We start from the raw sequence: 11587 nt of genomic DNA, 5'->3' as shown, positions 1-11587 counted from the left end.
TTATAGGCATCCGTTCAGGATTTCACGGACTTTGTCGGGAGTAATTGTACCGTTTTCGCCCAGTTTCCATCCCCGTTGTTCAAATCTTTCTACAATGCTATTAAATGATTCGCTTCCGATTCCGTATTCGCTCAGCTTGGTTTTAATGCCGACACTGCGATAAAAATTTTCCGTTTTGGCGATAGCAGCTTCCACCTTTTCATCGTCCGAACCTGTCGTGATGTTCCACACCCGTTCGCCATATTGAAGCAGTTTTGCTTTTTTCTCTTCGCGCATAACTCTCCAAAGCGACGGCTGAACAATTGCCAGCGTAACGGCATGATCCAGACCGTGGAATGCGGTAAGTTCGTGACCGATGGAGTGGGTAGCCCAGTCCTGAGGTACTCCCATCGCAATAAATCCGTTGAGGGCCAATGTCGCGCTGTACATGAAGTTAGACATTAGATCATAATTGGTATTTTCGGCGACAACCTTCTCTCCCAGTTCGGTGAGTGTCGAAAGGATTCCTTCGGCAAAGCGATCCTGTACCATAGCCTGCGAAGGGTAAGTGAGATACTGTTCGCAAACATGCACGAAGGTATCTACAATGCCGTTTGCAACCTGCCGTTTAGGAAGCGAATATGTCACTTCCGGATCGAGGATGGAGAAAACCGGATTAGCTTTTATACTACCGAAAGCCAGCTTCTCGTGGGTAGCTTTTTTAGAGATAACCGCGTTACCGTTCATTTCCGAGCCGGTAGCAGGAAGGGTTAATACCGAAGCCAGAGGAAGTGCATCCGTAATTTTATTCTGGTCTAATAAAAGATCCCATGGATCGCCATTGTAAACAACTGCGGCTGCAATAAATTTGGTTCCGTCGATTACCGAACCGCCGCCTACTGCCAGCAAGAAATCAATTTTTTGTTCCTTTACAATCTCAACGGCTTTGATCAATGTTTCGTAAGTAGGATTTGGCTCAATACCGGCAAATTCTGTTACGGAATGATTTTTCAGGGCTTCTTTTACCTGATCGTATACTCCATTGGCTTTGATGCTGCCGCCGCCATAGGTCATCAATATTTTTTTATCGGCAGGGATTTCAGTCGCGAGCGATGCGATGGTTCCTTTGCCGAAAATAAGCTTTGTGGGATTTTGAAAAACAAAATTATTCATAAGTAAGAAAATTATCGATTAAGTTTGGGAAATAGTCTCTCAACGGGGATGCTTTGGAAAATAATCTTCCTGATTTTGCATGATCGCGAAGAATTTACCGTGCAAAGATACAATACTTTTTTCAGTGGCAATTGTTTGTAAAAAAGGCAAACGGCATCTTACTCATAGATACGACAAAAAAAGTTAATATACAGATCCAAATGCAACATTTCTTCAAAATAACCGTCTATTAAACTATCTTGTGTTTACTATTCTTACGTCCTGCCGAAAGCAAATGTCAGGTTTGAGAGATAGAAATAATTAACCAAACATCAAATTTATTATCATATGAAGAAACAGATATTTCTTTTTAGTTTATTGGGAGTGTTTTTGTTGACCTCTTGCAAGATCGGTGCAGGAGATTCTGATTATTCTCCGCAGATAAGTGTAGCAGCAACTTCTTTAAATGGAGTGAATCTTACAGCCACATCAACTCTCGATACATTGCATGTCGGGGATGTCTTAAATTTCTGTGTTATTGCTCAGGGGCTTTCAAATCCTTTGGTAAGTGTTCAGGTTGCAAATGACACAACATACTCGGCAATTACTTTCCCTGATCTGGCATCAATTAATGCAGGTAGTATTTTGAATAATAGTCAAACGGATATATCCAAAGGTTATTTGTATCTGTCGGATCTTAATATTGGTTCCATTACTTTTAATGTACAATATCTTGCTAAGAAAGCAACCAAAACATCAGGAGTGACATTTTCTGTGGTTTCTACCTCTCAGTATACAACGGCTCCTTTAAAATTGGTTATTCCGGTCAAGTAGCAGATACAGAATATAACAAAACGCGTTGTAAGAGTTTTCTTGCAACGCGTTTTTTTGTGGAGCCTCTCAAGGGAGTTGGACCCTCGACCTGCTCATTACGAGTGAGCTGCTCTACCACTGAGCTAAAGAGGCTTGATTGGGAGCACAAAATTATAGCGTTGTAAGCTCTCGCATGGACAGTTGTACTTTATTGTAAGAAAGTAAAGGATGATGTCATTGGGAGTATGTCAGGACACGTAAAAGGAAGCAAAGCCTTTACCCGAGTATTATGACATTGATGAAGAAGTGAAACAGGAATCTATTGATCTGTTGGATTAGGTGGATTATAAATATAGCTCTCGCGGTCTAAATTGCGATATCTTTGTTACAGGCAATTTACTCCCGCCGCTTATGACTTTTGTTATAAACTCATCACATTCTATTTCCGTCAATATGCTGTTTTTGAAAGCCCTATAGAGTAAATCCATAGTTGTTACATATTGTATGTCATTTTTATTACAATAATCCGTAATTTCAGTAATATTGCTACTAGCAATAACGTCTTGATTGTATTTGCAATAGACCATTGAGGCACTCTCTCCTAAACCATATTTATTTCTTAGAAAGGCAAACTCTTTGGTCATCTCAAGAGTGGGACTCCATTTTATGATCGAAATGTTGCCTTTGAATGATTGAGTGTACCTTTCAAGATATTGTCTTGTTTGGAAATTTTTATTGAGTTCTTGATTAACGACTATATCAAGAATAACATATTGATATTGGGGAAATATTTGGTGTAAAATAGGTAATTCTTCACCTTTAATGAAGTGTATAATTACATCTGAATCTATAACTATTTTGACCTTCTTATTCATTTGTATCAGTTGTAGGGTCAAATCCTATAGCATTCATTAGCTCATAATAATGGCTTTCAGAAATTTTCGATTGAGAAAATAAATCTTTAGCTCTAACTCCGTAATCTCCAATAATTACACCTTCATTACCCTTTTTGTATAAATCTAATCCAAATCCATACTCAAGAGCTACTTGTTGTATTTTTAGGCTATTGAAAACATCATATTGCTCTTTGGTTAAGAAACCAAGAAACAATAAACGGTTCAACATCGCAGAGTGAGATACAGAATAGATTTGTTCTAATTTTAAAATGGTCGAGATAGATAAAGATTTGCTTTTTAGCTCACCTTCTGGTATTGTATTTCTTAATCCGTTTTCAGGCATAAGAAGATGTGCCGCAAAGACATTTGCTTTCTTTTCATTAATATCATCTATCCTTGAAGTATCTGGATTACAGATATGGGGGGTGAAGTCTGTTTGCACATAAAGGTGATAAAGTTCATGTGCAATAGTATAATGTTGTCTTCCTCTTGGATTATCTGAATTAATTAGCATAAACCGAGTGTCATTCTTTTTTAGACACATGCCGGAGAAGTTACTTGATAAAGGCTTGTAGACCGTTAAAATATTCAGTTTCCATAATAACGCCTTGCAGTTGATAGGCTCGCTATTATTCAATGCATAATCATTTCTGAATTTCTCGGCTTGGTATGCAATTTCTCGATAGTCAATTTTTTCCATTGGTTTAATAAGAACACATCTTTAGGTAGTTTCTGACAATCGTCTTAAATTGAGATATTTCGTTTATATCTGATACATTAGGGTTTTCTACTCTAAATGCGCAAAATAATTCATTCTCAATTTTTATAGGATCTTCTTCAAAAAGTGACGATAAAGGTATACCATAGAGATTGCATACTTTCTCCATCAATTCATAGGGCATTTCGCGAGCTCCAGTTTCATAATTAGCATAGGCTCCTCTATCAATACCCAAAAATGTAGCAACGTAAATTTGAGTATAATTTGCTGCTTCTCTAAATAGCTTTAAGTTAGCTCCGATAAGCGCTTTCATAATGCGTGGGTTTAGTTTGATTGAATTGGTTGATCAATGGGATTAGACGTTGCAAAGGTATGAAATAAATTTGCATTATGCAATATTTGCAACGTATAATATTATTGCCAATACTATATTTTATTGATTTAATATATTGGTTATGTGTTTTATATGTCAAAATAAGTGTGTCCTCGTAAATGGAATAAGGAAACTAAATTTGACTCAAAGCACTCAAATTGCAACGATATTAATAGAAGAGCCAAAGGATATTAGCCCGTTTGGCGTTTCTTTATGCGAAAATAACTTATTTGGTTATATGTATATAGGCTTATAGAAGGGGGGGAGTCCGTTTTTTAAAAAATACTCTTCTGAATAGTGTAATAAACTGTGTCAAAAAAAATACCTCGTATAAACCATTGATTTATACGGGGTATTTCCATAAGTTTGAGCCTCTCAAGGGAGTTGAACCCTCGACCTGCTCATTACGAGTGAGCTGCTCTACCACTGAGCTAAAGAGGCTTGATTGGGAGCACAAAATTAATGCAAAATTAATTTCTGACCAAATTTAATCTGTTTTTATTGCGGGTTTGATCAGATGTCGGAATACCGGAGAATGATAATTATAAAACAAAAGCGGCTGAAAGATTCATCTTCAGCCGCTTCAATGGGTTAATAATTGTTGTGCATCTTATTCAACAATCTTCTTGAACAGTTCCTTCATCGAAACTTTCTGTCCGATTATTTCATGCAGTTTTTCTACAGGAACACGTTCCTGTTGCATGGTGTCACGGTAGCGGATGGTTACTGTGTTATCGGTTAATGAGTCATGGTCTACTGTTACGCAGAAAGGAGTACCGATGGCATCCTGACGGCGGTAGCGTTTCCCGATGGAATCTTTTTCGTCGTACTGGCATTTGAAGTCGAACTTGAGACTGTTCATGATTTCGCGTGCTTTTTCGGGCAGTCCGTCTTTTTTTACCAATGGCATTACGGCCAGTTTGATCGGAGCCAATACTGCCGGGAGTTTCAACACCACGCGGCTTTCTCCGTTTTCGAGCTGTTCTTCGGTATACGAAGCTGCCATGATGGAGAGGAACGTACGGTCAACACCAATCGAGGTTTCGATAACGTACGGAGTGTATGATTCGTTGAGTTCGGGATCGAAATATTTGATGCTTTTGCCCGAATATTTTTCGTGGCTGCTAAGGTCGAAATCGGTGCGAGAGTGGATACCTTCCACTTCTTTGAAACCAAACGGCATTTCGAATTCGATATCGGTAGCGGCATTAGCATAGTGAGCCAGTTTGTCGTGATCGTGGAAACGATATTTGTGGTCGCCAAGTCCGAGCGCTTTGTGCCATTTCAGACGGGTTTCTTTCCATTTTTTGAACCATTCCATTTCGGTGCCAGGGCGTACGAAGAATTGCATCTCCATTTGTTCGAACTCACGCATACGGAAGATGAACTGACGGGCAACGATTTCGTTACGGAAAGCTTTTCCGATCTGAGCGATACCGAAAGGAATCTTCATACGGCCGGTTTTCTGTACGTTGAGGTAGTTCACGAAAATACCCTGAGCAGTTTCGGGACGAAGGTAGATTTTCATTGCACCATCGGCAGTAGAACCCATTTCGGTAGAGAACATCAGGTTGAACTGACGAACGTCTGTCCAGTTTTTGGTTCCGCTGATGGGGCAAACCACTTCGTAGTCAACGATAATTTGTTTCAGTTCAGCCAGATCGCTATCGTTCAGAGCCTTTACAAAACGAGCGTGAATTTCGTCACGTTTTGCCTGGTGTTCCTGTACGCGGGGATTGGTCTGACGGTAAAGCGCTGCATCAAACGATTCGCCGAAACGTTTGGCGGCTTTCTCTACCTCTTTCTCAATTTTATCGTCGTATTTTGCCAGCAGGTCTTCAATCAGAACGTCGGCACGGTAACGTTTTTTAGAGTCTTTGTTGTCGATGAGCGGATCGTTGAACGCATCCACGTGACCCGAAGCTTTCCAGGTGGTTGGGTGCATAAAGATAGCAGCATCGATGCCCACTACATTTTCGTGGAGCAACACCATGCTGTCCCACCAGTAGCGTTTGATATTGTTTTTCAGTTCAACGCCGTTTTGTCCGTAATCGTATACGGCTCCAAGTCCGTCGTAAATTTCGCTTGAAGGGAACACAAAACCGTATTCTTTACAGTGTGCGACTAATTTCTTAAAAACGTCTTCTTGTTGTGCCATTTTTGAATATGTTGAATCGTTAATCGATAAATTGTTCGTTTTGAATTTACTTTGACGAAAATGATTACTATCCGAAAGTAAACCGGCAATTGTCAATACATTCGGTTTCAAAAACCGGACTACAAAGTTACGATTTTTTTGTCATTCGTAAAACGATTACCTTTGCATTCTATTTTGATAAGTATGAGAGCATTCAGTTTCTTTGCCGCATTCGTTTTCGCATTTACAGCTTTGGCCAATCCTCCTTTGGTTATTGACTACACTTCCCGGGTTCATCTCGGATATCACGCCAAACCTTCGCGCAATGTCGATATAATCGTAATTCATTCAACCCGTTGTCTGGATGGCGATCCCTATGATGTGAAATGTGCCATCGATGTGTTTCAACACTACAAAGTGGCATCTCATTATATGATTGACCGTCAGGGGAATATTTATCGACTTGTAGCAGAAAAAGATATTGCATATCAGGCCGGAAGAAGCGTTCTTCCGCAAAACGGAAGAAAGATGCTCAACGGTTCTTCTATCGGCATCGAACTACTCAACTCGCCTACCGATCCGCCTACCGATCTTCAATACAAGGCCCTGGCCGAATTGGTGAAAGATATCAAGACCCGTTATCCGATAAAATACATTGTTGGTCACAGCGACATTGCGCCCAAACGAAAGACCGATCCATGGCTGTTCGACTGGCAAAAATTCAACAGTTTGATAAAGTAGGATTCAGAACGCTTCCAGGGCAGTGAAATACAACTGTATTCCTTTGTCGTAGTTGGTGCGGGTTATGTCCCAACGTCCACTTATATTGATTTTACCCCGTGTGAGCCGAAACCGGATCCCGGCTCCGTAAGAAGTTTTCAAACGGTCAATGCTCAGATCGCAACTGTTGAATACATCACCCGAAGAACCGAAAATGGCACCCCGTATATTTTTGTAAAGAGGGAACCGGTATTCTCCCTGAATAGCCGCCATCACATTGTCGCGGAATAGACCTCCGGGTATTCCTCTCAACAGTTGGTTGCTTCCGATGGTGGTCAGCATCTGAAACGGGATGGAATTTCCTAGTCGCCAGTCGGTTACAAATTGCCATGCAAAAACATGTTGTTTGTAAAGTGCAATGTACTGGCGAAAATCGAGTTCTATTTGCACGATATCATAAGAGCTTCCCCAAAGTGGATCGAAATGGACGAGACTGGCACTTCCCAGTATTCCTTTAGTAGGATAAAAAAGATTGTCTCGCGAGTCGTAAGTGACTACACCACCGCCACCCAATAAGAAATAGGGCTTCCATCCGGTTACATGAACGCCCATAGCCTTGAATTTCAGGCTGTCTTCCAAAACGGGTTTTTCGCTTTGAAGAGAAAACAGCAGCCCGAAACTCAGGTGTTTGCTCAGGAATCGCTGAAATTGGAAATTGAAGGAATAATTACGGGAAGTATAAGCGATCGGATCTTTTAGAAACTTATGATGATCGTTGCCTATACCAATAAAACTGGCAGGGAATTTTTGTGCCGAAATATTGCCGAAAAGGGTCCATTTGCCTCCTCCACCCAAGTAGAGGCGGGGAGAGAAACTGACCGAATATTGATGTTTCTGAGTGAATACATCGTTGAAAGAAAGGCTACTGATTTTTGTGGAATCGATAAACCGAAAATAATAACCTCCGTTGATTCCGAAAAGATTGCCTGTTTCCTTCTGGTAAGACAAAGTGGGAATGCAATAAAAACTCAGCCTGCTTATTTTATTCAGCAGCGAATCAATATTTATTCCGCAGGCAGAATAGAGCGATAAAACTGATGTTATGATAGTCAATATGTATCGCTTTCTCATTTTGCATACCAATTAATCATCCCGCCGTTTGAAAGATGGGATATGCAAATATAGTTATTGCAACAAGAATTTCTTGAAATCGGCAAACTCTTTTGACAGTTCGATGCTGAGTTTTTCTCCTTTCATGAATTCCTGCAACTTTTCAGGAATAGAAACTTTTTCGCCAATAATTGCTTCTACGGTTCCTACGAATTTTGCGGGATGAGCCGTTTCGAGGAAAACCCCTGTTTCTCCTTCCTTCAAACCTTCTTTTAAGGCCTGATAACCGCAGGCTCCGTGAGGATCAAGCAGATAACCGGTCGATTGGTAGCAGCTCTTTACCGTTGCACAGATCTGTTCGTCGAGGTAACGGCAGCCGGAGATGTCAGCCGAGATCTTTTCGTGCGAATTGCCGTAAAGGTCAAGTACGCGGGCAAAGTTGCTCGGATCGCCTACGTCCATGGCGTTGGCAATAGTAGCCACCGAAGGACGGGGAGAATATTTTCCCGTTTCGAGATATTGTAAGAAAATGTCGTTCTGATTGTTGGCCGCGATAAAACGTTTGATAGGTAATCCCATCCGTTTGCCGAAAAGTCCGGCGGTGATGTTGCCGAAGTTACCGCTCGGTACGCAAACTACCAGATTGTCGGCTTTGCCCTGTTTTTTGAGTTGAGCGTAAGCATTGAAATAGTAAAATGCCTGTGGGAGGAAACGCGCCACGTTGATTGAGTTGGCCGAAGTCAGGTTCAGTTTGGCATTCAGCTCTTCGTCCATAAAGGCCGATTTAACAATACGCTGGCAATCGTCGAAAGTGCCGTCGATTTCCAGAGCCGTGATATTTTTGCCCAGCGTGGTGAATTGTTTCTCCTGAATTTCGCTCACCAATCCTTTCGGGTATAGCACATAAACGTGAATGCCTTCTACCCCAAGAAATCCGTTGGCAACTGCGCTTCCGGTATCGCCCGAAGTGGCCACCAGCACGTTGACGTCGGTTTGCCCTTGTTTTTTGATGAAATATCCCAGCAAACGAGCCATAAAGCGGCCGCCCACGTCTTTGAACGCGAGTGTCGGACCGTGGAAAAGTTCAAGGCTGTAGATGTTTTCTTCCACCTTGACAACCGGAGTTTCAAAACTGAGCGTATCGTAAACGATTTGCTTCAGGGTATCGGCCTCGATGTCTTCTCCGAAAAATGCATCGGCAACGCGATAGGCAATTTCCTGAAAAGAGAGTTGGTCGATTGTTTCGAAAAATTCGGCAGGCAAAGCCTTGATTTTTTCAGGCATGTAAAGCCCTTTATCGGGTGCCAGTCCTTTCACAACGGCCTCCTGCAACGAAGCTATCGGCGACTGGTGGTTGGTGCTGTAATAGTTCATCTGTCAATTTGAGGATTTGAGGATTTGAGGATTTGAGGATGTTTTATTTTCACATTCTCAAATTTCCAAATCTTCACATTTTACTCTTTGTGTCTCTTTTTCAATTCGTTTGCTAAATCTTCGATGCGATATCCTTTCGATGCCAGCAAAACGATGAGGTGATAAATCAGGTCGGAAGCCTCGTAAATCATGCGGTCGTCGGTGCCGTTGGTGGCTTCGATAACTGTTTCTACGGCTTCTTCACCTACCTTTTGAGCCATGCGGTTGATGCCTTTGTTGAACAGCGAAGTGGTGTACGAACCTTCGGGCATCTCTTTTTTGCGTTTGTCGATAAAGTCCTGCAAATAAGCGAGGAACTGGATGTCGTTGCTGTTGGTTTCACCCCAGCAGGTATCGTCGCCGGTATGGCAAACCGGTCCTACCGGATGCACTTTGATAAGCAATGTATCGTTATCGCAATCTGGAGCCATCGAAACGACATTCAGGAAATTGCCGCTTTCTTCTCCTTTTGTCCACAGACGGTTTTTGGTACGGCTGAAAAACGTTACCTGTTTGGTGGTCACTGTTTTTTCGTAAGCCTCTTCGTTCATGTATCCCAACATGAGCACTTTATTGGTGACGGCATCCTGAATGATGGCAGGAATCAGGCCGTTGCCTTTTGCGAAATCTAATTTCATACTATAATAATTTTTTCGTCTAAGGAAGTATGGAACTTCATGTTGCTGGGAATTATTTCCCGATAGCTATCGGGACCTTTCGGGTGTTGTTAAGCAACATGTTCGTTTCATAATCGTTATTTGAAAGAGAAATGAATCTTTTCTTTATATAAATCGTTGTAATTCTGATAATTTGATGCGTCCTTCATAGATGGCTTTTCCGAAAACCACTGATGGAATGCCGGCTTCATCGAGCGCTTCGATGTCGGCAATGCTGCTAACCCCCCCGCTTGCAATCAGTTGCAGTGCCGGGAAGTGAGCCATTATTTTTTTGTACAATTCCACCGAAGTTCCCGTCAACATGCCGTCTTTGGCAATATCGGTACACAAGACCTTTTGAATGCCTTTTTTGCAATAACCTTCAATGAAAGGCATCAGGTCGTTATCGGTGGTTTCGAGCCAGCCGCTTACGGCAATTTTCTCGTTGTGCACGTCGGCACCCAAAATGATGCGTTCGGCACCGTAACGTTCAATCCAGTGAGAGAAACCCTCTGGCTGTTTCACGGCAATACTGCCTCCGGTTACCATCGCCGCTCCGCATTCAAAAGCGATGCGAAGGTCGTCGTCGCTTTTGAGTCCACCTCCGAAATCGATTACCAAATCGGTATGAGTAGCAATGCTTTCGAGCACTTTATGATTGACAATATGCTGTGCCTTGGCACCATCCAAATCGACTACATGCAGTCGGCGGATACCGGCATCGGCAAACTCTTTGGCCACTTCAAGCGGCTGTTCGTTATAGACTTTTTTCTGCTGGTAGTCGCCCTGAGAAAGTCGGACACATTTGCCCTCTATGATGTCTATGGCGGGAATAATTTCAATCATCTACTGGTCAATCAAAAACGTTTTAATAACTTTGCAAAGTTACTCTTTTTCGGTTGAATTCTTTGCATAAAGCGCTATCACTTTGTGGTATAATGGCAAATTATTGAAATATAGTTTTTTATCATGCCTGGATGCTTTTTGTGATTGATAATTCATATTGAAAATGAATAGGATACGAAAAAATATACCGAATATTTATACGAATAAATGAACATAAAAATGAATATGAGAAAAATTTTGTTGGCGCTTTTTATGGGCGCGATTGCGGGCAGCCTGTATGCTCAAAGTGCTTCGGTGTCTTCCAATCAGGAACCGGCAGACAGAGGCTACATTGTGAAACTAGGACAGACAGCTCCAGGGTTTACCATGACATTGACCGATGGACGTACCGTTAATTTGTGGTCGTTACGCGGAAAGGTGGTGATGTTGCAGTTCACCGCCAGTTGGTGTGGCGTTTGCCGGAAAGAAATGCCTTTTATTGAGAAAGATATATGGCAACGCTGGAAATCGAATCCTTCGTTTGCTCTTTATGCGATAGACCGTGACGAGCCGCTCGACGTAGCTAAAAATTTTACACTTTCTACCGGTATCACCTATCCGATGGCGCTTGATCCCGGCGCTGCACATTTTCAGTTGTATGCCGATAAAGAAGCCGGCGTTACACGAAATGTTATCATCGATAAAGAGGGTAAAATAGTCTTTATGACAAGGCTTTACAATGAGACCGAATTCAAATCGATGGTGGCAAAACTGGAAGAGTTGCTCAAATAGTCG

At 41.8% G+C, this 11587-nt stretch carries 12 protein-coding genes and 2 tRNA genes; 3 read left to right on the top strand and 11 right to left on the bottom strand.

The genetic code is table 11. The features are described from left to right. Entirely contained in the window at positions 1-1152 is a 1152-nt protein-coding gene (locus F8N35_RS09705; protein ID WP_293052013.1) for an iron-containing alcohol dehydrogenase, read from the bottom strand. A gap of 327 nt (positions 1153-1479) precedes the next feature. Here F8N35_RS09705 and F8N35_RS09700 point away from each other — a divergent pair, with 327 nt between their 5' ends. Then, positions 1480-1965: a hypothetical protein gene (locus tag F8N35_RS09700; RefSeq protein WP_293052010.1), complete on the top strand. Its 486-nt coding sequence runs from the start codon at positions 1480-1482 to the stop codon at positions 1963-1965. 57 nt (positions 1966-2022) lie between these two features. Here F8N35_RS09700 and F8N35_RS09695 read toward each other — a convergent pair. The 6 genes from F8N35_RS09695 to F8N35_RS09670 all read right to left on the bottom strand — a co-directional run bounded on the left by F8N35_RS09695 (position 2023) and on the right by F8N35_RS09670 (position 6089). Further along, positions 2023-2097: transfer RNA gene (locus F8N35_RS09695), tRNA-Thr, on the bottom strand. A gap of 191 nt (positions 2098-2288) precedes the next feature. Beyond that, positions 2289-2819, bottom strand: coding sequence for a hypothetical protein (locus F8N35_RS09690; protein ID WP_293052007.1), 531 nt, complete (start codon positions 2817-2819; stop codon positions 2289-2291). Further along, positions 2812-3540, bottom strand: a complete 729-nt coding sequence (locus tag F8N35_RS09685) for an ImmA/IrrE family metallo-endopeptidase (RefSeq protein ID WP_293052004.1) — start codon at positions 3538-3540, stop codon at positions 2812-2814. The genes F8N35_RS09690 and F8N35_RS09685 overlap by 8 nt, the downstream gene beginning before the upstream one ends. A gap of 4 nt (positions 3541-3544) precedes the next feature. Then, on the bottom strand, positions 3545-3871 hold the full coding sequence (locus F8N35_RS09680) for a helix-turn-helix transcriptional regulator (RefSeq protein WP_293052001.1): 327 nt from the start codon (positions 3869-3871) through the stop codon (positions 3545-3547). 429 nt (positions 3872-4300) lie between these two features. After that, positions 4301-4372: transfer RNA gene (locus F8N35_RS09675), tRNA-Thr, on the bottom strand. A 169-nt stretch (positions 4373-4541) separates the two neighbouring features. After that, complete coding sequence (locus tag F8N35_RS09670) at positions 4542-6089, bottom strand: glycine--tRNA ligase (protein WP_293051999.1); 1548 nt, start codon at positions 6087-6089, stop codon at positions 4542-4544. A gap of 183 nt (positions 6090-6272) precedes the next feature. Here F8N35_RS09670 and F8N35_RS09665 point away from each other — a divergent pair, with 183 nt between their 5' ends. Next, the gene (locus tag F8N35_RS09665; RefSeq protein WP_293051996.1) at positions 6273-6809 is read left to right on the top strand and encodes an N-acetylmuramoyl-L-alanine amidase; all 537 of its coding nucleotides are present in this window, start codon (positions 6273-6275) and stop codon (positions 6807-6809) included. Positions 6810-6812: 3 nt separating this feature from the next. Here F8N35_RS09665 and F8N35_RS09660 read toward each other — a convergent pair whose 3' ends face one another. The 4 genes from F8N35_RS09660 to hisA all read right to left on the bottom strand — a co-directional run bounded on the left by F8N35_RS09660 (position 6813) and on the right by hisA (position 10813). Next, entirely contained in the window at positions 6813-7919 is a 1107-nt protein-coding gene (locus tag F8N35_RS09660) for a BamA/TamA family outer membrane protein (RefSeq protein WP_293051993.1), read from the bottom strand. A gap of 54 nt (positions 7920-7973) precedes the next feature. Beyond that, the gene (gene thrC, locus F8N35_RS09655; protein WP_293051991.1) at positions 7974-9272 is read right to left on the bottom strand and encodes a threonine synthase; all 1299 of its coding nucleotides are present in this window, start codon (positions 9270-9272) and stop codon (positions 7974-7976) included. 80 nt (positions 9273-9352) lie between these two features. Next, on the bottom strand, positions 9353-9949 hold the full coding sequence (gene hisIE / locus F8N35_RS09650; RefSeq protein ID WP_293051990.1) for a bifunctional phosphoribosyl-AMP cyclohydrolase/phosphoribosyl-ATP diphosphatase HisIE: 597 nt from the start codon (positions 9947-9949) through the stop codon (positions 9353-9355). 144 nt (positions 9950-10093) lie between these two features. Next, entirely contained in the window at positions 10094-10813 is a 720-nt protein-coding gene (hisA, locus tag F8N35_RS09645; protein WP_293051987.1) for a 1-(5-phosphoribosyl)-5-[(5-phosphoribosylamino)methylideneamino]imidazole-4-carboxamide isomerase, read from the bottom strand. A gap of 219 nt (positions 10814-11032) precedes the next feature. Here hisA and F8N35_RS09640 point away from each other — a divergent pair, with 219 nt between their 5' ends. Beyond that, entirely contained in the window at positions 11033-11584 is a 552-nt protein-coding gene (locus tag F8N35_RS09640) for a TlpA disulfide reductase family protein (RefSeq protein ID WP_293051984.1), read from the top strand. Positions 11585-11587 lie beyond the last annotated feature (3 nt).

The sequence above is a fragment of the Paludibacter sp. genome, assembly GCF_009712605.1.
Classification (GTDB): domain Bacteria; phylum Bacteroidota; class Bacteroidia; order Bacteroidales; family Paludibacteraceae; genus Microbacter.
Note: the sequence above shows the minus strand (reverse complement) of the source record. Positions and strands in the feature narration are given on the sequence as shown.

What these genes read in the sequence shown, in the direction of transcription:
- F8N35_RS09665 (WP_293051996.1), top strand. Translation starts at nt 6,273, where the DNA reads ATGAGAGCATTCAGTTTCTTTGCCGCATTCGTTTTCGCATTTACAGCT.
- F8N35_RS09705 (WP_293052013.1), bottom strand. Translation starts at nt 1,152, where the DNA reads ATGAATAATTTTGTTTTTCAAAATCCCACAAAGCTTATTTTCGGCAAA.
- F8N35_RS09680 (WP_293052001.1), bottom strand. Translation starts at nt 3,871, where the DNA reads ATGAAAGCGCTTATCGGAGCTAACTTAAAGCTATTTAGAGAAGCAGCA.
- F8N35_RS09670 (WP_293051999.1), bottom strand. Translation starts at nt 6,089, where the DNA reads ATGGCACAACAAGAAGACGTTTTTAAGAAATTAGTCGCACACTGTAAA.
- F8N35_RS09690 (WP_293052007.1), bottom strand. Translation starts at nt 2,819, where the DNA reads ATGAATAAGAAGGTCAAAATAGTTATAGATTCAGATGTAATTATACAC.
- thrC (WP_293051991.1), bottom strand. Translation starts at nt 9,272, where the DNA reads ATGAACTATTACAGCACCAACCACCAGTCGCCGATAGCTTCGTTGCAG.
- F8N35_RS09685 (WP_293052004.1), bottom strand. Translation starts at nt 3,540, where the DNA reads ATGGAAAAAATTGACTATCGAGAAATTGCATACCAAGCCGAGAAATTC.
- F8N35_RS09700 (WP_293052010.1), top strand. Translation starts at nt 1,480, where the DNA reads ATGAAGAAACAGATATTTCTTTTTAGTTTATTGGGAGTGTTTTTGTTG.
- hisIE (WP_293051990.1), bottom strand. Translation starts at nt 9,949, where the DNA reads ATGAAATTAGATTTCGCAAAAGGCAACGGCCTGATTCCTGCCATCATT.
- F8N35_RS09660 (WP_293051993.1), bottom strand. Translation starts at nt 7,919, where the DNA reads ATGAGAAAGCGATACATATTGACTATCATAACATCAGTTTTATCGCTC.
- hisA (WP_293051987.1), bottom strand. Translation starts at nt 10,813, where the DNA reads ATGATTGAAATTATTCCCGCCATAGACATCATAGAGGGCAAATGTGTC.
- F8N35_RS09640 (WP_293051984.1), top strand. Translation starts at nt 11,033, where the DNA reads ATGAATATGAGAAAAATTTTGTTGGCGCTTTTTATGGGCGCGATTGCG.